23 protein-coding genes and 1 tRNA gene are annotated in these 20,680 nt (G+C 28.7%); 3 read left to right on the top strand and 21 right to left on the bottom strand.

Annotation, left to right across the window (positions count from 1 at the left end):
* Nucleotides 1-183: 183 nt before the first annotated feature.
* Nucleotides 184-1,302 carry a fatty acid desaturase family protein gene (locus I1A51_RS02555; RefSeq protein WP_196890844.1) on the top strand — a complete coding sequence of 373 codons (1,119 nt, stop codon included), beginning with the start codon at nucleotides 184-186 and terminating at the stop codon, nucleotides 1,300-1,302.
* 14 nt (nucleotides 1,303-1,316) lie between these two features.
* Here the strand turns inward: I1A51_RS02555 and I1A51_RS02550 are convergent, their stop codons facing one another.
* From I1A51_RS02550 to I1A51_RS02540, 3 genes are all read right to left on the bottom strand, one after another.
* Nucleotides 1,317-1,634 carry a hypothetical protein gene (locus tag I1A51_RS02550; RefSeq protein ID WP_196890842.1) on the bottom strand — a complete coding sequence of 106 codons (318 nt, stop codon included), beginning with the start codon at nucleotides 1,632-1,634 and terminating at the stop codon, nucleotides 1,317-1,319.
* 4 nt (nucleotides 1,635-1,638) lie between these two features.
* Nucleotides 1,639-1,965 carry a hypothetical protein gene (locus tag I1A51_RS02545; protein WP_196890841.1) on the bottom strand — a complete coding sequence of 109 codons (327 nt, stop codon included), beginning with the start codon at nucleotides 1,963-1,965 and terminating at the stop codon, nucleotides 1,639-1,641.
* 81 nt (nucleotides 1,966-2,046) lie between these two features.
* The gene (locus tag I1A51_RS02540) at nucleotides 2,047-2,586 is read right to left on the bottom strand and encodes a hypothetical protein (protein WP_196890840.1); all 540 of its coding nucleotides are present in this window, start codon (nucleotides 2,584-2,586) and stop codon (nucleotides 2,047-2,049) included.
* Nucleotides 2,587-2,803: 217 nt separating this feature from the next.
* On the opposite strand from I1A51_RS02540, the gene I1A51_RS02535 reads away from it, so the two are divergent.
* Nucleotides 2,804-4,015: a multidrug effflux MFS transporter gene (locus I1A51_RS02535; protein WP_196890839.1), complete on the top strand. Its 1,212-nt coding sequence runs from the start codon at nucleotides 2,804-2,806 to the stop codon at nucleotides 4,013-4,015.
* A gap of 40 nt (nucleotides 4,016-4,055) precedes the next feature.
* Here the strand turns inward: I1A51_RS02535 and I1A51_RS02530 are convergent, their stop codons facing one another.
* The 11 genes from I1A51_RS02530 to I1A51_RS02480 all read right to left on the bottom strand — a co-directional run bounded on the left by I1A51_RS02530 (nucleotide 4,056) and on the right by I1A51_RS02480 (nucleotide 10,763).
* Nucleotides 4,056-4,517: a RidA family protein gene (locus tag I1A51_RS02530; RefSeq protein ID WP_196890838.1), complete on the bottom strand. Its 462-nt coding sequence runs from the start codon at nucleotides 4,515-4,517 to the stop codon at nucleotides 4,056-4,058.
* A 91-nt stretch (nucleotides 4,518-4,608) separates the two neighbouring features.
* Nucleotides 4,609-5,502, bottom strand: a complete 894-nt coding sequence (locus I1A51_RS02525) for a helix-turn-helix domain-containing protein (RefSeq protein ID WP_196890837.1) — start codon at nucleotides 5,500-5,502, stop codon at nucleotides 4,609-4,611.
* A gap of 127 nt (nucleotides 5,503-5,629) precedes the next feature.
* Entirely contained in the window at nucleotides 5,630-5,950 is a 321-nt protein-coding gene (locus tag I1A51_RS02520; RefSeq protein WP_196890836.1) for a heavy-metal-associated domain-containing protein, read from the bottom strand.
* 10 nt (nucleotides 5,951-5,960) lie between these two features.
* Complete coding sequence (locus I1A51_RS02515) at nucleotides 5,961-6,323, bottom strand: hypothetical protein (RefSeq protein ID WP_196890835.1); 363 nt, start codon at nucleotides 6,321-6,323, stop codon at nucleotides 5,961-5,963.
* Nucleotides 6,324-6,333: 10 nt separating this feature from the next.
* Nucleotides 6,334-7,308 carry a permease gene (locus I1A51_RS02510; RefSeq protein WP_196890833.1) on the bottom strand — a complete coding sequence of 325 codons (975 nt, stop codon included), beginning with the start codon at nucleotides 7,306-7,308 and terminating at the stop codon, nucleotides 6,334-6,336.
* A gap of 6 nt (nucleotides 7,309-7,314) precedes the next feature.
* Nucleotides 7,315-7,554 carry a thioredoxin family protein gene (locus I1A51_RS02505; protein ID WP_196890831.1) on the bottom strand — a complete coding sequence of 80 codons (240 nt, stop codon included), beginning with the start codon at nucleotides 7,552-7,554 and terminating at the stop codon, nucleotides 7,315-7,317.
* Nucleotides 7,555-7,640: 86 nt separating this feature from the next.
* Nucleotides 7,641-8,228, bottom strand: coding sequence for a sigma-70 family RNA polymerase sigma factor (locus tag I1A51_RS02500; RefSeq protein WP_196890830.1), 588 nt, complete (start codon nucleotides 8,226-8,228; stop codon nucleotides 7,641-7,643).
* Nucleotides 8,229-8,271: 43 nt separating this feature from the next.
* Nucleotides 8,272-8,874, bottom strand: a complete 603-nt coding sequence (locus I1A51_RS02495) for a TetR/AcrR family transcriptional regulator (RefSeq protein WP_196890828.1) — start codon at nucleotides 8,872-8,874, stop codon at nucleotides 8,272-8,274.
* A 48-nt stretch (nucleotides 8,875-8,922) separates the two neighbouring features.
* Nucleotides 8,923-10,146: a metallophosphoesterase gene (locus I1A51_RS02490; RefSeq protein WP_196890826.1), complete on the bottom strand. Its 1,224-nt coding sequence runs from the start codon at nucleotides 10,144-10,146 to the stop codon at nucleotides 8,923-8,925.
* A 194-nt stretch (nucleotides 10,147-10,340) separates the two neighbouring features.
* Nucleotides 10,341-10,414: transfer RNA gene (locus I1A51_RS02485), tRNA-Arg, on the bottom strand.
* Between the two features lie 109 nt (nucleotides 10,415-10,523).
* On the bottom strand, nucleotides 10,524-10,763 hold the full coding sequence (locus tag I1A51_RS02480) for a putative signal transducing protein (RefSeq protein ID WP_196890824.1): 240 nt from the start codon (nucleotides 10,761-10,763) through the stop codon (nucleotides 10,524-10,526).
* A 286-nt stretch (nucleotides 10,764-11,049) separates the two neighbouring features.
* Between I1A51_RS02480 and I1A51_RS02475 the strand changes: the two genes are divergently transcribed.
* Entirely contained in the window at nucleotides 11,050-11,985 is a 936-nt protein-coding gene (locus tag I1A51_RS02475) for a calcium/sodium antiporter (RefSeq protein WP_196890822.1), read from the top strand.
* A 307-nt stretch (nucleotides 11,986-12,292) separates the two neighbouring features.
* Here the strand turns inward: I1A51_RS02475 and dsrP are convergent, their stop codons facing one another.
* The 7 genes from dsrP to lpdA all read right to left on the bottom strand — a co-directional run bounded on the left by dsrP (nucleotide 12,293) and on the right by lpdA (nucleotide 20,470).
* A complete protein-coding gene (dsrP, locus tag I1A51_RS02470) occupies nucleotides 12,293-13,504 on the bottom strand; it encodes a sulfate reduction electron transfer complex DsrMKJOP subunit DsrP (RefSeq protein ID WP_196890815.1) in 1,212 nt (403 codons plus the stop codon).
* Nucleotides 13,505-13,515: 11 nt separating this feature from the next.
* Nucleotides 13,516-14,562: a 4Fe-4S dicluster domain-containing protein gene (locus tag I1A51_RS02465; RefSeq protein ID WP_196890813.1), complete on the bottom strand. Its 1,047-nt coding sequence runs from the start codon at nucleotides 14,560-14,562 to the stop codon at nucleotides 13,516-13,518.
* An 18-nt stretch (nucleotides 14,563-14,580) separates the two neighbouring features.
* Nucleotides 14,581-15,282 carry a cytochrome c3 family protein gene (locus I1A51_RS02460; protein WP_196890811.1) on the bottom strand — a complete coding sequence of 234 codons (702 nt, stop codon included), beginning with the start codon at nucleotides 15,280-15,282 and terminating at the stop codon, nucleotides 14,581-14,583.
* A 13-nt stretch (nucleotides 15,283-15,295) separates the two neighbouring features.
* Nucleotides 15,296-15,982, bottom strand: a complete 687-nt coding sequence (locus I1A51_RS02455; protein WP_196890810.1) for a cytochrome C — start codon at nucleotides 15,980-15,982, stop codon at nucleotides 15,296-15,298.
* Between the two features lie 19 nt (nucleotides 15,983-16,001).
* Nucleotides 16,002-18,323: a molybdopterin-dependent oxidoreductase gene (locus I1A51_RS02450; protein ID WP_196890808.1), complete on the bottom strand. Its 2,322-nt coding sequence runs from the start codon at nucleotides 18,321-18,323 to the stop codon at nucleotides 16,002-16,004.
* A 14-nt stretch (nucleotides 18,324-18,337) separates the two neighbouring features.
* On the bottom strand, nucleotides 18,338-18,568 hold the full coding sequence (locus I1A51_RS02445; protein ID WP_196890806.1) for a hypothetical protein: 231 nt from the start codon (nucleotides 18,566-18,568) through the stop codon (nucleotides 18,338-18,340).
* 498 nt (nucleotides 18,569-19,066) lie between these two features.
* A complete protein-coding gene (gene lpdA / locus I1A51_RS02440; protein WP_196890804.1) occupies nucleotides 19,067-20,470 on the bottom strand; it encodes a dihydrolipoyl dehydrogenase in 1,404 nt (467 codons plus the stop codon).
* Between the last annotated feature and the right edge of the window lie 210 nt (nucleotides 20,471-20,680).

The following is a 20,680-nucleotide window of genomic DNA, read 5'->3' as shown; positions in this document are numbered from 1 at the left end:
TTTATTAAATTTTTCTTTCTAAAAGTTTTATTTATATAATTGATTATCAATGTTAAAGGTGTTTATTTTTTAACAAAACTTTCGTAAATTAGAAAGAGAGAAGAGTGATTAATTCCAATAAGTTTATAATGTTTTCATTGAATCCCCTGAAGAAATACCTAAATATTATAAATAGGAATTTTGATGGAAAATAATGAATCTATTTTTAAGAAAAACAAACCAAAGTTTGCGAAGGACACAAACAGATTATGGTTTAAAGAATTACGAAAAGAGGCATACAAAATTGTGTATGAAAAGTCGAAAACAAGACAGAAAGAGATTTATTTCAAGGCTTTCTTTTTCCCTTTTTTATTCTTTTTAAATTATGCAGCAATCTTATATTTTGGGATGAATATTTCCTTATTTTATTTCTTTAATTTTTTACTTGGATTTACTTTAGTTTTCGTTTTTTTAAATATCATTCATGATGCTGTGCATGGAACAATTTTTAAAACAAAATGGATAAATAAATATTATGTTTATTTGTTCGATTTGATGGGAGCAAATAGTTATATCTGGAAAATTCGTCATTTGTATTTTCATCATAATTTTCCGAATGTAAAAGATTGGGATACAGATATGGAACAAAATGCTTTATTTAGAGTTTTTTCTCATGCTCCATATAAAAAGCATCATAAATATCAACATCTTTATGTTTTACCAATTTATCCAATCTATCTTGTAAATTGGTTAGTTTACAGAGATTTTAGAGACTTTTTTGCGAAAGATCAAATTATTCATAAATGGGGAAAAATTCCAAAATTTGAATTTTTTAGATTGATTTTTTTTAAAGGATTATTTATTTTCTATACAATTATTTTTCCTAAATATTTTCTGGATTTAACTTGGACTCAAGCTTTTGTTGGATTTGCAATTTATATGGTTACAGCAAGTATTTTTGCTTTAAGTATTTTATTGACATCTCATCCAAATACAGAAGCAATTTATCCTGAAGTTGATGAAGAAAATAAATTGCCAAATACATGGTTTATTCATACTCTTTTGACAACAAATGATGTCGATATGGATAATCCATTTACAAGATTTATGATGGGATCTTTTCAATTTCATGTAGTCCATCATCTTTTTCCGAAAATAAATCATGTATATTATCCAGAAATTACAGAAAAACTTGTTGAAATATCAGAGAAATACAATTTACCTTATCGCAAATATACACTTGGATATGCTTTGAAAAGTCATTATCAAATGTTGAAAGAAAATGGCATTTCACCAAAAGAATTATTGGAAGAAGCAATGTGAAAACATTGCTTTTTTTATGTAATTAAAATTAAAAAACCAATTGGCGTAATAAAGATGATTAAAGTTAAAATACATAAAAACAAAGCAAAAAATCTTCGTTTGTTTTTATGAAAAACTCCAAGAATAGCGAAAATTAAAGAAACTAAAAATGGAATTAAAAGTAATGAGATTAAAAACTTTACATCATTATAAATAATTGTTGATGAAATAATTCTTGAAGCTTCAATGGATTGTTCATTGGATTCTGAAAAAAAACTTATTTCAAGAATTAATTTTAATAATAGAATTACAAATGAAATTACGATTGAAATTTTAGAAAATTGTTTTTTCATGACCTCATGGAATAAAAATGAATAAACTTGCTGGGGTTACGGAAACAATTAATGTAATAATACAAAAAAATAATCCAAAATAACGATGACGATTGTAATATCGAACTCCTAAAATTGCTAAAATTAATGCTGCTAAAGATGGAATTAAACCGACAGTTATTAAATTTTGCGATTGATCCATAATTAATGAAGAAGCAAAATCATTTAAATTTCTTTTTGACGAATTGTTATTTATTAAAGTGAAAAAAGTAAATTCTATAACTAATTTAATTAAAAGAATTAAAAAAGATAACAGAATAGATAATCTTGTATAGCTATTTTTAATTTTCATGTGGCAAGTTTTTATTTGTTTTGAAAATGCTTTTATTTTCAGATAGATAAGTTTATTTTATCCAAGCCAAATGTAATAAAATTATTTACTTTTTTTTAAAATAATAATAAGTTTTGAGATAAATAAAATTAGGATAATTACAAAAGTTAAATAAAGAAAAATCCACTTTCCTTGCGTCAACATTGAAGTAATTTCTACTTGTGTTTCCGTGATATTTGGAAACTTTTTAAGAAGCCGAATTATATTGAAATTTTCAAAATAATCAAAAATGACAGTCATGATTGGGAAAATTGTCAACAAATAAGATTTGTTATCTGCATTTTTGGTCAAATTAAGAATGATAAAAAAAGCTAATAAACCATAAACAATCGGATAGACAGAATCAATTACACTTGACATATAGATATAGACATCTCTTCCTTTTTCTCCCATTGCATTGAAAAGTTTGTCAACATCATTTTTACTATAATCAAATAATTCATCAAGAATTACAACTTCACCATTTGATACGTCATTAATTATTTTCTGATATTTTGGAAATAAATAAAGAGTAAATAGTAAAAAAAGAATAAATAAAATTAATATTGTTTTCCAATTTGCTAGTTTCTTAAGTTTTTCCATATTCAATAATTTTTGAAATTTTTAGAAAATGAACCTTTAAATTTAATTATAAATTGTTGGAAATGGAATAGAAATTTAAATTAAACATTCCTTACATCTTTGTGTTAAACATTAATTTATACCATTTTTACCCGAAAAACTACTTTTTTAATAAACAGAAAGTATAGTAACTTTGCAAACAGAATGAAATCTCATTCTTTTATAAAACATGCATAAAATGATAAATAATAATACAAATGGTGTAAACATAGAATTTGTTGCGCTAATGGCTTCTTTGATGTCTATCGTGGCTCTTTCTATCGACGCTTTACTTCCTGCACTTTCTGAAATTGGAATTGCAATCAAAAGTCAAAATACTGCCGATAATCAATTGTTGGTTACAATGATTTTTCTTGGTTTAGGTTTTGGTCAACTTTTATTCGGTCCACTTTCTGATAGTTTTGGAAGAAAACCAATTATTTATATTGGATTTTCAATTTATACTTTAGCAAGTTTCCTTTGTGTTGCTGCAACTTCTCTTGATGTGATGATTATGGGAAGACTTCTTCAAGGAATAGGTTTGGCAGCACCTTATACTTTGTGTATTTCCATTGTGAGAGATACATATAAAGGCGATTTTTTAGCAAGAATTATGTCGTTTGTAACTGTAATTTTTATCTTAGTTCCAGTCATTGCTCCAAGTTTAGGAAAACTAATCTTAAATAATTTTGATTGGAAGTCAATTTTCTATTTTCAAATTGTTTTCGGTGTTTTTGTTTTATTTTGGTTCTGGAAAAGACAACCTGAAACGTTAAAACCTGAATTTAAAAGTAACTTTAATCTAAGCATTTATAAAAATGGAGTTAAAGAGTTTTTTAAATTTCGAGAAACTGTTGGTTTTACCTTAATTTCTGGATTTATTACTGGTTCTTTTATGACATACATTAGTTCTTCACAACATATTTTTGAAAATCAATATGGATTAAAAGATGAATTTCCTTTTGTTTTTGCTGGAATGGCTTTAACTGTCGGAATTGCTACTTTCACTAACGGAATGCTTGTAATGAAACTTGGAATGCATAAATTGGCATTAACTGCTCTAACAGCATTTTCAATTTTACCAATCATTTTTCTTATGACTTTTTCAAGTTCTGCAAATCCTTCTTTAATTGTTTTAATCGCTTTTATGGCTTTACAATTTTTTGCTATTGGATTTTTATTTGGAAATATTAGAGCAATTTCCATGCAGCCAATCGGACATATTGCTGGAATTGGAGCTGCAATTAATGGATTTATTTCTACTTTAATCGCTGTTCCTATTGGAGTTGTTGTTGGAAGATATATTGAAGTTTCTGTATATCCTTTATTTATTGGTTTTGCAATTTGTGGAATTCTTTCTTTTATCACATTTTTTATTGCTAGAAAACCTAAAGAAGCAAAAGTTATGTAAATAAAAAAAGAAGAGTTCTTTATTTAAAGAACTCTTCTTTCTATTTTTTATAAGCCAAAGCGTCAATTTCAATCAACATTCCATCTAAAGCCAATTTTGGAACTGGAATTAATGTACTGGTTGGATTTTTTTCTCCCCACACTTTTAAAAATTCTTCTGTTAAAATCTCTAGTTTTTCATTGTCGTGATCCACAATTAAAACAGTAATTTTTACAACATCTTCTGTAGAAACATCGTTCGCTTCTAAACCGTAAATGACATTTTGAATCGTGTTTTTTACTTGTGTTCTAAAATTTGTTGAAAATTCGCGATCTTCTTTTTTGGAACCTAATTGCCCAGAAACAAAAACATATTCCCCTTTTGCAGGAACTTTAATTGTTTGTGTAAATCCATATTTGGAAGGATTGTATAAAGTCGTAGGATTTTGTCTTATAATTTCATTTGAATTCGATGCACAAGAACCACAAATAATTCCTAAAAGTGCTATACATAATTTTTTCATGATTTCTAATGATTTAATTTTAAAACAAAATTACAATCGGTTTACATGAAAAATGTAGTTGTATTTTATGTTTTTAAGGTGATTATTTATGTTAGTTGTTTTTTCTAAAATTACTTGGAGTAATACCTGAATGTGCTTTGAAATATTTAATAAAATAAGAAGTATCTTCAAATCCTAGTAAATAAGCAATTTCTGAAACACTTAATAAAGATTGAGAAAGATGTGATTTTGCTTCTAAAACAATATATTCATCAATTACTTGTTTTGGTGTTTTCTGAATTGTTTTTTTAATGCATTCTGCTAAATAAATCGAACTGATATTTAATTTTCTTGCATAAAAAGCAATCGGTTTTCTTTTAAGTTTTGTTTGTTTGATTAATTGTTCAAATTTATAAGTAATTTCTTGACTTCGATTCTTTAAAAAACTAATATTTTGCTCAAACTTCAATTCTCTTTTTGCATTAAAAAGTAAGATATTCAAATAAGAACGTATAATTTCTAAACTATCTTTTTCATTTCTTTTATATTCTTCATTAATTTTCTCAAAAAAATCTAGAAAAATTTGCTGTTGATTTTCATTTATCTGATAACTTGATAATGTATGATGGTTGAAAAATGGAAAATTTTCATAAACATTAAAAATACTTGGTGAAAATGGTAAAAATTCGGGTTTTAGTAATATTAAAAAAGCAGAACTTTCCTTTTTCAAATGATTCACTTCCCATTTTACAATTTGTCCTGGAGAAACAAAAGAAAAATTAGTATCTATAGCATTTACTTTTTGATTTCCAATTGAAACATTTGCATCATAACCTATCGAAAATGCAATTTCAAAATATGAATGTGTATAGGAAGTTTTAGGATTTTGCAGATTTGCCTGATGTTCTTCAAATTTCACAATATAAAAATCGGAATGTCGAAGGATAGGCACACCAAGTTCAGAAAGAAAGTCATTTATATGAGAATAGGTTTTAATTTCTGACATAAGAGAATCTAAAAATAGAGGTTAATTTACTATAAAAATAAGCTATTTTTGTCAGATGACGGAAATTATAAATCGTAAATAAAAGTAGCAATTTGATTTATAATTATTGCTACTTTTAAGGAAATTGCTAATTAACTATTTTATAAGGAGTTTTGTTAATAGCATTTTTAATTTCCGTCTCATTACATCTTTGCTTTTCATACCAAACGGTTATTTGCTGTTTTTTAGTATTTGCTTCCGACTTTTTAAAGCCATCTACTTTTTTCAAAGAATACGCAACAATTCCAATACAGCATGATTTATTGAAGTTTTTTAAAGTATAAGTTTTCTGAATAATCTGATTTTCAGTTTTTTCGACTTTTGTTTGTTTTTTTTTAGTTGTTTCTGAAGTTTGACAAGAAACAGAAAGGCTAATTAATATTAAAAATAAAATATTTTGAAATTTCATAAAATTGATTTTAAAAATGGATAAATGGTAATAGTAAAATGAATAATGTAAGAAGTGCAATCAACCATAAAAATGTTTTTGATTGAAGAATTTGAACAAATTTTGATTCTTTTTTGTTCAATTTTGTAATAATTTCTTGCTGATTTAAATCACAACAATTTTCTTTTTCTTTTGGGGAATAAGCACGATATAAATTATAACTAATAGCAATCAAACTAATGAAAATAAGATAGTTTTTAATGTCTGAAAGCCAAATTAATTGAGAAGTGCTTACACCTAAAAATCCTGCGATACTTAAAAAAGGAGCCACACAACATGTACATGATAAAAGTGCTGTAAAAACAGCACTTATTGAGGTTAAAAATGATTTCATATTGCTGGTTTTAAAAAATGAAATTAAAGAAGAAACCAGATAAAATCATTCCAATTCCGATGGTTGAAAAAAATGCGAAAATCAATTTTTTTTCCATTACTTTTTTAAGTAAAAGAGCTTCAGGAAGCGATAATCCGATAGAAGCCATCATAAAAGCAATTGCAGTACCGAGCGGAACACCTTTACTCACTAAAGAATCAATAATTGGTAAAATTCCTACAGCATCAATATAAAGTGGAATCGCTGTGATTACGGCAATTGGAACAGCAAACGGATTTGATTTTGAAATATAAGTTTCAAAAAATGTTTGTGGAACATAACCATGAACAAAAGAACCAATTGCTAATCCAATAAAAATATATGGAATCAGTTTTTTCAGCGTTTTTTTTGCTTCTGCATTAATCTCGGGAAGTCGTTTTAATAAACTTCTTTTATCTTCAGATAACTCCGTCTGATTTTGCTCCAAATTTTTAATCCATTTTGCAACATAAGCAGCCATTCCCAATCTTTCTAAAATAATTCCTCCTAAAACACCTAAAGTAATTCCAGTTAGAATATAAATTAAAGTTACCTTCCAACCATAAGTTACCCAGAAAATTGCTATTGCAATTTCGTTAACTAGAGGAGAAGTGATTAAAAATGAAAGTGCAATTCCAAGTGGAATTCTTGCCTGCATCATTCCAACAAAAAGTGGAATTGATGAACAAGAACAAAATGGTGTAATTGCTCCGAGAAGTGAAGCTAAAATATTTCCTAAACCTGATTTTTTATGTTTTTCTAGATAAAATCGAATTTTATCCATTGGCAAATAACTTGTAATTATTCCCATCAGATATGTCACTAAAATCACTAAAATCACGATTTCTGTAAATCCAATAAAGAAATAATGTAAAGCATTTCCTAAAAGACTATTTTGTGTAATTTGAAGTAAATCATAAACAAGATAATCTGCAATTCCTGAGAGAAAGTTTGTTAATTGTTTCATGGCAGATTATTTTAAAAGTGAAATTAATTTTGCATCCGATTCATATAATTTATAGTCATAAACTTTATCATTTATTACTAAAGAAGGGAACGTCATTGTGCCAAAAACCATTATATCTTTTAAATCCGAAAGTTCTTTGATAGAAATTTCTAACTGATTTTCTTTTGCAATTTTCTCTAATTGATTTTTAATTTTTGTTGTTTTTGAACAACAAGAAGCATGTAAAATTTTGATTTCAGTACTCATAATTGATGTTTTTAAATTAAACTTTCTTATGAAGTCTGTAATCAAGAAGTAAAAGTCACATTTTTTTTGAAAAAAATGATTTTAATTTATTTTCTATTCAATTTGTTAGTGATTTTATGAAGAGAATCACAGGAATTTCTGATGGTACAACCTACAAAAGAACCATTTTTATCATAAGAAATTTCACAACATTCAATGAATAATCCATGTAATTCTACACGAGCTCTTTTAATGCGCATTTTTGTAGCTGAAAGTCCTAAGTTTAATTTTTTCGCAATTTTTTTTTGGGGAATATTTTCAATATCACTCATTTTTAAAGGAACAGAAAATTTTTCAGGAAGTAAACCTATCATTGGAATGATATAATCTGTTGTTAAGATTTTCGACTCAGAATCTTGTAAATCTTTAAATAAATTGATGTTTTCTTCTAAATCAATTTCTAATTTATGACTTTTAAAATAATCATAAATAGTATTTCTAGTAACTTTAAAAAGCCAAGCTTTTACATTCGTAATTTCAATTTCTTTTTGATGTGATTCAACAAGTTTCAACATCACTTCTTGAACTAAATCTTCCGCAAGTTCTTTATCATTTACTTTCTTTAAAATAAAAGCTTTTAAATAATCGTAAAAGTGTTGAACAATCTCATTTATATTACAACATTCCTTTTTCATTTTCGAAAAATTAGATTGTAAAATTACGATTTAATTTAGAATTTTATTTTTGAAAAATTGGAAGTAATAAATTCTTATTTGTTATATCTTGATTGTTGTTTATTGAATGATTTAATAGTTCATTTAAAAATAAAATGGAATTAATCGTCTCAGTAGTTTTGTTGAATTTTTCTATAAGAACTAATCGATAAATATTGACATAAGAATTCACGATTAGTTCCAAATTACAATCTTTAAAATACATATTTTCTTCAATTCCTCTTTCAATATTTTTTCGTAGAAAAAGCTGAATAATTTCACAGATTTTTTCTGCATAATGAACTTTTAAATCGGTACAAATTAAATCGATATCATTAAAAAAATCTGGAATTATTTCACTAAAATGTTCTTCAATGGAAAAATTATAAATTCGAAATTCATCTACCGCATTTTTTGCTTCTTTTTGAATTTTAAAAATCCCATTTTCAATTTGTAAAACAGCAAAATTTAAAACGTTTTCAACTAAATCATTTTTGCTACTGAAATACTTATAAATGGTCTTTTTAGAAATATTATTTTTTTGTGCAATTTCGTCCATAGAAGTATTTTTAATTCCTTCTAAAATAAATAGAGAAAGTGCAGAATTGATAATTTCGTTTTTTGTCATTTTTGGAATTTAATAGAAGAATTTTTTAAAACCTAAAAATAAAGAATTTTAGCTTTCTTTACTTCCTTTTTTCAAAGTAATTACTGTAATTTCAGGCCAAACTCCAACTCTTCCAGGATACGCTAAAAATCCAAAACCTCTATTTACATTTAAATATTGATTTTGCTCTTTATAAATTCCAGCCCAATATTTATAACGCCATTTTATCGGGCTCCATTTGATAAAACCAGGAATTTCAATTCCCATTTGCATTCCATGTGTATGTCCACTTAAAGTCAAATGGTAATGATTTTCGTCTGGAACAATTTTATCTTGCCAATGTGTTGGATCGTGACTTAAAACTATTTTAAAATCATCTTGCTGTACATTTTCAGAAGCTTTTTTTAAATTTCCTTTTTTAATAAATCCATGTCCCCAATTTTCTACGCCAATTAAAGCAATTTTCTCTTTATTTTTTTCAATAAAATGATTTTCATTTAATAAAAGTTGAAAACCCATTTCTTTTTGAATCTTTTTTAATTGCTCAAAATTTTTGATTTTATCTTCTTTTGAATTCCAATTTGCGTAATCTCCATAATCGTGATTTCCAAGAACAGAAAAAATTCCATCTTTCGCTTGAAGTTTTCCGAAAGTAGTTTTCCAAGGCTCCATTTCAGAAGCTGTTAAATTCACCATGTCCCCAGTGAATAAAATTACATCAGAATGTTGTTTATTTATTAAATCAATAGCATATTCAATTTTCTTTTTATCATCAAAACTTCCACTATGAATATCGCTGATTTGCGTAAGTTGATAACCATCAAAAGCTTTTGGTAAATCCTCAAAATAAAGAGTGTATTGTAACACTTTAAAATTATATTTCCCACGAATCATTCCATATAAAAGAGAAGTAAATGGAATTGCTGCCAATCCTAAAGCAAATTGTTTTACAAATTTTCTTCGTTCAGGAAGATGAAAAGAATTGTTTTTTTGGTTGAAAAAATTAAAAGTTGCTTTCAATATTCGGAAAATATCATCCATAAAAAATACGAAAGCAAAAGTTAGTTTTGTCAAGTAAACTAAAACAAAAATTCCAGTAATTAAATTTGAAGTTTTTATAGAAACAGATTGTCTCCCAAAAGAATAAATGTAAAAGGTTGCGCCAAGGATTGAAAAACTTAATAAAATGTATAAAATTTTACTCCAAATAGTATCAAAGGAGGATTTTATAAATTGATAGCCATAAAAATCAATTATAAAAATAGCAAGGCAAAATAAGATAAATCTAAACATAATTCTTTGGGATTACATCTGTAAAATACTAATTCTATTTTAAAGAAAGGAAAAGTGCAAAATTCATTCTTTTTTGAAGTTTAAATCTGAAATTAATTTCAGAAATGAAGTGAATTTTAAAAAAGGAATATAAAATTGATAAAGTAATATCTAGAAATAAAAAAAGCTCAACTTTTAAGTTGAGCTTTTTTTTGTGACCTCGGCAGGATTCAAACCTGCAACCTCTTGAGCCGTAATCAAGTGCACTATTCAGTTATGCTACGAGGCCAATTGCTTTGTTTTTGCGGTTGCAAATATACAAGCTTTTTGATTACTACCAAATGTTTTTGTGAAAAAAAATAAACTTTTTTTAGGTGTAATTTTTATCATGCAGTTATTCAATCGTTTACACTTTTTAAAAAATCATCAATAACAGGTTTTGCTTTGTCTAAATCTTCATCTAAAATGTAAATTTCAACAACATCAGGAGTTCCTGTGCTGAAGCCAGCCATTAAACCAGATTGAAAATCGTTTTTCACTAAAGCAGAAATTCCTATCTCGGATAATAAAGTTTTAAGATGTGTAACCAAAACTAAAGAACCTGTGTAAACTTTTATATATTTTGAATGATCTATCATAGTATTTCGAATTTAAAGAGAGTTTTTCGTAATAAAATAACGCCAAGCGACTATCATTAATTGTATTTTAGAGGCTTTACTTAAATCCAATTGTTTTTTTGAATAGGAAGGAAGCAACAATTTATTTGCTTTTGCAATTATTTTAAAAAAAGTTTTATTCATGCTTAAATATATGAAAACTTTGAATAATTAGTTATTAGAATTCAAAGATTTAATTATAAAATACAGTTAAAAATATGTATAGAACTGGAATTTATTCTGTTATATTTGCACAAAAAAAGTATAGATGTTAGATTTTTTATATATAGTCATAGGATTAGTTTTATTAGTTTTTGGAGGTGATTTCTTATTGAAATCAGCTGTAGATTTTTCTTACAGATTGAAGATTCCAAAAATTGTAATCGGTATGACAGTCGTTTCTTTTGCTACTTCTGCACCAGAATTAATTGTTAGTATTAAATCAGCTTTAGAAGGACACGCAGATTTAGCTTTGGGAAATGTTATAGGATCTAATATTGCAAATCTTGCTTTGGTTTTAGGAGTTACAGTTCTTCTGACGAAAATTACGGTTGCGAAAGATTTTTATAAAACAGATTGGCTATTTATGATGGTTGCTTCTTTGTTATTATTTGGTTTTATCAAATTTGACGGACAATTACTGCGTTGGGAAGGAATTTTATTTGTAGTTCTTTTAATTGCTTTTCTTTTATATCTTTTAAAATATCAGAAAAAAGCTGTCGAAGATGATTTATCTGACGACGATGAGATTTTATCTTTACCAAAAAGTTTAATGTTTTTAGTTGTTGGTGGAGTAGGACTTTGGGGAGGTTCAGAATTATTGATTAATGGAGCAACTGGTTTAGCAACAGATTTAGGTGTTACAGAGCGTGTAATTGGTGTTACAGTTGTTTCTATAGGAACAAGTATTCCTGAGCTTGCAGCGTCTGTTATTGCAGCTTTAAAGAAAGAAAAATCTATTTCTTTAGGAAATTTAATTGGATCTAATATTTTTAATATTCTTGCTGTTCTTGGAATAACTTCAATTGTACAACCAGTTGTAGCACAAGATCAACGATTATTAAGTAGTGATATTTATTGGATGTTAGGTGTAGCAGCTGTTTTAATTCCATTAATTTTCATTCCAAAGAAAATGGAATTAGGAAAAAAAGAGGGAATTATTTTACTTCTGATTTATGGTACTTTTGTTTATATGACATTATAAAGTTATTTAAAAAAGAAGGATTGAATTTCAATATTTTAGCTTATTCATTTTTTTCTTGATAAAAAAAGAATCAAAAAAATCAAGACTTATATTTTTTTAATCTAAAATCTATAAAATTTAAAAAAGACTCAAAAAACTCGCTATTGCTCAAACAGTTTTTCGTCTAATTTTTTCAAATTTCTTGATTTTTAAGATTTAAAAATAGGTTAATTAAATTGGAATAATTTATATAAAAAAACCTCAAGAATTCGACTCTTGAGGTTTTTTTCTTTAAAAGAAAACAATATATATGTAAAGTATATGATTTTTACGCTTTTTTATACTTGATTTTACCTAATTCTATCTGAACTCCAGTTCTAGCTAAAATTGTGAAAATAAACGCTCCTAAAGCCCAAATTCCTACAGTAACTCCAATTTCTACATTTGTTGGTGTGTATTCAACAATTGCTCCCCAAGGTCCAGGAATAAATCCAGGAATGATTAATCCAAAACCTTTTTCAATCCAAATTGCGATAAATAATAATCCACTCACAAAATATAAGAAGTTAAGATTGTTTCGCAGTTTATGAAATAGAAGACTTATTGTTGCAAAAACATTGATGATAATAGAAATTCGCATCCAAGGAACTAAAGCATCTTTTCCGTCAATACCAAAGAATAAGTAGTGTGCACTTTCACTATGGTGTGTTGGGAAATAGAATTCTTTAAAGAATTCAGATAATAACATAATTAAGTTGATTTGTGCAGCAACTGTAATCACTAAACCTAATTTCCTTAAAGTTTTATCTTCAATTTTAAAGGCTGTAAACTTTCTAATAATTGCTAATGCAATAATAATTAAAGCAGGTCCAGCTGTAAATGCTGAAGCTAAGAATCTAGGTCCAAGTAAACCTGTATTCCAGAATGGTCTAGCAGGAAGTCCTTGATATAAGAATGCTGTTACCATATGAATTCCAACTGCCCAAAAAACAGAAAGAATAACTCCAGGAATATACACTTTTGGATTTGGTGTTTTTCCTTGATAACGCATAATTAAGATATAAAGTGGAATTGTAATATTAATAATTAAATATCCATTTAATACTACAACATCCCAAGCAAGCATTGAATTAGGAAAGTTAAATACACCGATAAAAGGAATGATATGCCATAATCTAGCAGGTCCTCCCATATCTACAACAACAAAAGCCAAACACATAATAAGTGCAGCAACTGCCATTCCTTCTCCAATTAATACAGCTTGTTTAAAATCGACATCGTTTAAAATATAAGTTGGTAAAACTAACATTACAGCTGCCGCAGCAACTCCAACTAAGAACGTAAAGTTTGAAATATATAATCCCCAACTTACTCTGTCAGTCATACCTGTAACTTGTAATCCTTCAGAAATTTGTAAACCATAGCAAAACGCTCCAACTAGCATGATGAAAGTTAAAACTCCCATCCAAACATGATAAGCTTTGTTTCCTTGTACAATTGATTTACAACTGTCTTTTACTAAATTTGTAAATACTCCCATAGTTCTTGTTTTTAATCCATGTAATACCAGAACTTAGGTTCTGTTCCTAATTCTTCTTTTAAACGAAATACTTTTTTATTCTCAATAATCCAACGAATATCACTATTTGGATCTAATAAGTTACCGAAAACTCTAGCTCCAGTTGGACAAGCTTCTACACAAGCAGGATTCTTTCCGTTTCTTGATCTTTGAATACAGAAAGTACATTTTTCCATAACACCTTGTTTACGAAGTCTATTTCCAAGATAATGTTGGTTTTTGTTTACTTCTTCTTCTGGAACTTCAGGAGTTTTCCAGTTAAATCTTCTTCCATCATAAGGACATGCAGCCATACAATATCTACAACCAATACACCAATCGTAATCGATTACAACAATTCCATCTTTTTCTTTCCAAGTAGCTTGTACAGGACAAACTTCTACACAAGGAGGGTTATCACAATGGAAACATTGTGTTCCGATATAGAAATGATTTGCAGCAGGAACTTCATGATAATAAGTATCATCACCATTTTTAAATTCAATACCACTTCCTTTTTCTATTTCATGAATTCGAATGTATTGCATTTGAGATTCTCTATCTTGGTTATTTTCTTCCACACATGCATTGATACAATCCATATAACCTTGACATTTCGAGATATTAAAAGCATAACCATAAAGAACATCATCAATTGGTCCAGCAGCAGACATATTAATTTTTTTACCTGTTCTTAATTCATAAGAACGTGTAAGTCTATCTACTGTGTTTTGCTTTTCTTCATCTGTCATTAATTTGTAATTTCCCTTAAAGTACTCTTCCCAATCAAGATCAGATTGTTCTTTGGCTTCATCACTTTTGGAAACACTACAAGAGGAAGAAACTGCTCCAGCTCCAATAAGTAAACCAGCAGTAAGTTTTTGAATGGCATTTCTTCTGTCTGTTTGAGCATTTAAAACCTGATCAAATCCATCATTTGTTTTTTCTGATTTACAAGAGCAAGGTTTATCTGAATCACATGATTCATTTACCACTCTTTTAGAACCGATAGAAAACCATTTTTTTATATTATTACCCATTTCATTCACTTTTTGAAGTTATTCTAAATCTCTTTGTTCAATCATCTGTGTATTCAAACGTGATGGCCAGCGATGTTTAATTGCAGGATCATGTGGATTATGACATCCTACACATGTTTGTCTAACTTTAGGTTCTCCCCATCCAGTTAATTGTTTTCCATGTGCTCCATTTTTCCATTCATTAAATTGTGTACTATGACATTGGCTACAAATTTGGTAACTATTGTTGAAATTGATATTTTTATTAGTTAAACTAGATAAATTATTCATTTCATCTTGGTTATGACATGTAGCGCAATTCATCGCATTATCATCCGCATGATTTAAAGAAATATTCCAATGAGATTTTTTTAAATATTCATGACAAGATTTACAATCTTTTGCAGTAACTCCTTCATGTGCTTTATCTTTAGGAGTAACAAAATTTCCTCCTTTGCTTTTTAATTCATCAATAGAAACAGCATGACACTTATTACAAGGATAAGAATCAACCATGGAAGTTCTTTTCGGAATTCCAAAATGATGTGCTGCAACCGTATCAAGTGCAACTTGTACTGTATCATATTCTATCTCAGAATTATTTTGTACATAGAAAGGCTTATAATGTTCGCTCTTATGTTCAATTCTTTTATGTAAGCTCCCATATTCTTTTTCTGGATCTTCTGTTTTACAAGAAAACAGTGTTGTCAGAATTATTATTATGTATAAAAATCTTTGCATAATCTGTATTTTTTTACTCAGACTTTCTTGTAAAATCTGGAACAGGAACAACTTCTAAATTATTAACAACATGACATTGACGACAATTTACTCTTTCAGGGTGTGTTACACGAATTTCTTTTGGTGCTGAAGGTCCAGCATGACAAGCCAAACAATTTTCATGTAATTGTAATTGATGAGGTATCACTGGTGGACTAGAAACTAATGCTTTATTTCCAATTGATGGAGCTTCTAATCTTTCATAATTCGAAGCTTTAAATAAAGAATTTGTCTCTTTAGTTACGTGACATTGACGACAATTTACTTTTTCTGGATGTGGAGTAACTGGTGCATAAGCATCATAAATAACTACAAATCCTCCGTTTTGGTGACATTGTAAACACTGACCATCACCAATATTTCTATCATCAGAAACTGGATGTGGAACATAAGGTGGTGCTCCATGATAAGCTTGTGTTTTATAATAATCACTTAAATCTCTTTCTCCCGGAATATCATAAGGAAGATTTTCATAATCTGTTGCATATTTTGCTCTTTCAAATACACCTTGCTCTTTTGGTAATATAGTGTATTCATCATCGACTGGTTCGATGATTGGCGTATATGCATCCTCATTGGTAGCCCGTAAACTATTTGCGACAATCATTGCAGCAGCAATAATTAGTAAGGCAAAAAATAATAAAATGAATAACCGTTTCATAGTACGTTATTTTTTAAGGTTATGCCTTTTCTACTCTAACTGCACATTTCTTATAATCTGGTTCTCTTGAAATAGGATCATAAGAATCTAATGTCAATTTATTTACTAACATATTCTCATCGAAGAAAGGTGTAAATACTTGCCCAACTGGAGGTAAACCTCTTCCATTAATTAAAGCAGGCATTTTTAATTGTCCTCTTTTTGATGTTAATAAAACCATATCTCCGTCTGTAATTCCAAGTCTTTTTGCATCTACAGGGTTTATCTCTACATATGCATGTGGCATTGCTCTGTGTAAAACTGGAATTCTTCTTGTCATAGAACCTGTATGCCAATGCTCTAACACACGTCCTGTATTTAACCAGAAAGGATATTCTTTCGTAGGAACTTCTGCTGGAGCTTCATAAGGTCTTTGCCAAATAATAGCTTTTCCCTCTGGTTTTCCATAGAAATCAAATCCTTCTTTTGTACAAGCTGGATCGTATTTAGAATTATATCTCCATTTTGTTGGTTTTCCATCTACATAAGGCCATTGCATTCCTGCTTCTTTTTCAAGAACTTCAAGTGGAGCCATATTATGTTTTTTGTTATCGTGGAATTGACGATATTCATTGTAAATCTCCGCAACATGAGTTTCTTCTTTGTATGGGAATTGCTCATTGAATCCAAGACGACGAGCAACTTCAATAATCTGCCAAGTATCACTCATACATTCTCCAGGCGGTTCGACCATTTTTTTCCAGTATTGCGTTCTTCTTTCTGAATTTCCAAATAATCCTTCTCTTTCAACCCACATTGCTGATGGTAAAATTACATCTGCAACGTCTGTAGTTGGAGTAGGGTAGATATCAGAAACTACAACAAAACGTCCTTCTTTTTTAGCTCCTTCTGTATATCTGTTTGCATGCGGAAGCGATACCATTGGATTGGTAACTTGAATCCACATAAAACGAATATCACCTCTATCTAATGCACGGAACATTTCAACAGTATCATAAGTTGGCTTTGGTGGAATATTCGATTCTGGAACTCCCCAAATTTTAGCTGCAAACTCACGACTTTTCTTATTCATCACAACTCCTTTTGGAAGTTTGTGAGTTAATGTTCCAACTTCTCTTACAGTTCCACAAGCACTTGGTTGTCCAGTTAATGAGAAAGGACTGTTACCTGGAGTTGAAATTTTTCCAGTTAATAAGTGAATGTTATAAACTAAATTGTTAATCCAAGTTGCACGAGTATGTTGGTTCATTCCCATACACCAAAAAGAAGTTACTTTCTTATTTGGATCTCCATAAAGAGATGCCATATATTTAATATCTTTCGCAGAAACTCCAGAGTATTTTTCTACTTTTTCAGGAGAATAATCTTCTAAGAACTTTCTATAATCTTCAAAAGAAATTGGTTCTGGTTTGTCTTTAAATTTAAATTTATCTTCTAATCCATAACCGATATTAGTAAGACCTTTATTTAAATTACAGTTTTGCTCAATAAAATCTTTGTTTTCCCAACCATTTCTTAATATTTCATGGCAAATTGCATTTGCAACAGCTAAATCTGTTTGTGGTTGGAATAAAATGGATTTATTCGCAGCTACACTTGTTCGAGTAGTTCTTGTAGCAAAATCAATAATAACTGCATTTCTCTTATATTTTTGATCTAGCATTCTTGAGAAAAGAACTGGGTGCATTTCTGCCATGTTATTTCCCCATAAAACGAAAACATCTGCATGATCAATATCTTCATAACAACCCATTGGCTCATCCATTCCAAAAGAAGTTACAAAACCTGTTACTGCTCCCGCCATACAAAGTCTGGCATTTGCTTCCACATTATTAGTACTTAAACATCCTTTGAAAAGTTTTGAAGCTACATATCCATCAGGAATAGTCCATTGACCTGAACCGTAAATAGAAACACTATCTTTTCCATATTGGTCACGAGTTTCTTTTAATTTAGAAGCTACTAAATCAAGTGCTTCTTTCATGCTTGTTTCAACATATTTTCCATTCTTTTTAACTAAAGGTTTAGTTAAACGGTCTTTTCCATACATTGAAATAACTGCGTGATAACCTTTCACACAACATAATCCTTTATTTACTGTAGAATTCGGGTCTCCTTTAACAGCAACTGCTTTTCCATTCTCAATTCCTACTTTCACACCACAACCTACACCACAAAATCTACAAGGAGCTTTTTTCCATTCCAAATCTCCAGCAGGTAAGCTTTTTGTTTGCTCTTCAGCGAATAATATTCCAGGGAACATTGCTGTAGCTGTTGTAACAGCGGAAAGAATTGCCATTTTCTTAAGAAATGATCTACGATCTTCTGTTTGTTTATACATAGTTTTTCGTTTTATTAATTTGTATCAAAACCTGCTACCATTGATAGCATCATTAAACTATTTACTTCTTTCAGTCTTGCTTCGAATACTTTTTCTTCTTCTTTGGAGTTGGTTTCTGTAATCACAATTACGATATCATGATTTTCAGAAGGAATTACTTCACATTCCTCGAATTTTTTTAAGGTATTTATTAGCTCTTGTCTCTTCCCTTCGGCAGGGTAAGCGATATAACTTTTAATGGGCATGATATTGATATTTTATGGGTTTAAAAAATCATCAAAATCAGTTTGTGAAATGGACCTTTTTTTGAGTTGAAAAAATCCATTTTTTTTCGTGATAATTTCAATAATTATGTAGTTAAATTACTCATTTTTGTCCGAAGAAAGTCTTGTGAAAATTCTAAAAAACAATATTTAAATTTAGACTGAATTAAAACAAGGAAATTGTTTTTAATTTTAATGTGTAAAAAATGATATTTTAACAAAAAGTAGATTTTAAAATTAAAAATATGTTAAAATTCTTTTTATTTCCTTTATTCACTCCGAAAAATAGGAATTAAGGATTATTTTGTCTTTTTATGACCTATATCATGTTTCTAAAATTGAAAATCATGAAAATCCTATAGATTTTGTAGGAAATTAGGAAGTGAAAATAAGTGAAAAATCAGTCAAAAAAAGGCATAAAAAAACGCTCTAAAAAGTTTAAAATTTAGAACGTTTTTTTGATGTATTTTAAACGCTTTTTTAGCTATGAATTGGTCTATTATCTGTAGCAGCTAAACAAGCTTCTTTTATCGCTTCTGTAAACGTTGGATGTGCATGTGACATTCTTGAAACATCTTCAGCAGATGCTCTGAATTCCATTGCAACAACAGCTTCAGCAATCATATCTGCAGCTCTTGCTCCAATCATATGAACTCCTAAAATTTCATCTGTTTCTTTATCAGCTAAAACTTTTACTTGTCCTTCAATATCCATACTAGCTCTTGCTCTACCTAAAGCTCTCATTGGGAAACTTCCAGATTTGTAAGCAACTCCTTCTTCTTTTAATTGCTCTTCTGTTTTTCCAACAGCAGCAACTTCTGGCCAAGTATAAACAACCCCAGGAATTAAATTATAATTAATGTGTGGTTTTTGTCCTGCAATAAATTCAGCAACCATCGTTCCTTCTTCTTCTGCTTTGTGTGCTAACATTGCTCCTTTAACAACATCACCAATTGCAAAAATATTAGAAACATTAGTTTGTAAATGATCGTTTGTTTCAATTTGACCTCTTTCATTTACGTTAATTCCAACATTGTCTAAACCTAATCCATCAGTAAAAGGTCTTCTTCCAACAGAAACTAAAACATAATCTCCTTTAAATTCTACTGATTTTCCTTTTTTATCATCAGCAGTTACCACAACTTCATCACCATTGTTTGTAACAGAAGTCACTTTGTGAGAAGTGTAGAACTTCATTCCTTGTTTCTTTAATGATTTTTGTAATTCTTTAGCTAACATTTTATCCATTGTAGGAATAATTGTTGGCATAAACTCAACTACAGAAACTTCAGCTCCTAATCTTTTATAAACAGAACCAAGCTCTAAACCGATAACTCCACCACCAATAATAATCATGTGTTTAGGAATTTCTTTTAATTTTAAAGCTTCAGTTGAAGTAATTACTCTTTTTTTATCTAAAGTGATAAATGGAAGTGTAGATGGTTTTGAACCTGTTGCAATAATTGTTTTTGCAGCTTCAATTGTTTCTACGTTTCCGTCCTCTTTTGTAATATTGATATTTGTAGCGTCTTTAAAACTTCCAATTCCTTGGTAAACATCAATATTGTTTTTACTCATTAAGAAATTGATTCCTTCTGTAGTTTGAGAAACTACTTCATCTTTACGAGAAATCATTTGTCCTAAATCTACTTTTAAACCGTCAACACCAATTCCGTGTTTTTCGAAATGATGCACTGCATCGTGATAATGGTGAGAAGAATCTAATAATGCTTTTGATGGAATGCATCCAACATTTAAACAAGTTCCTCCTAAAGTAGAATATTTTTCAATAATTGCTGTTTTTAAGCCTAATTGTGCACATCTAATTGCTGCAACATAGCCACCAGGACCAGAACCAATTACAGCCACATCATATTTGTTCATAATATTTTTTCAAAATTTTAATAGTTACAAAAATAAATAAATCATCAAACTAAAGAGAGCAATGTCGTTTTTTTTTCAATTTGGAGTAAAATTGTATTTTGTCTTTTTATTTTGAAAATATAATTTAATAAGAAGAATTTTAGGTTTTATTATTAAAAATGCTTGTTAAATAGATGTTAATTGGATAAATGTTAAAAATTTATTTTTATA

This window comes from Aureivirga marina (assembly GCF_015767265.1).
GTDB lineage: Bacteria > Bacteroidota > Bacteroidia > Flavobacteriales > Flavobacteriaceae > Aureivirga > Aureivirga marina.
The sequence above is the reverse complement of the archived record's forward strand: the minus strand, read 5'-3'. Positions and strand labels throughout refer to the sequence as shown.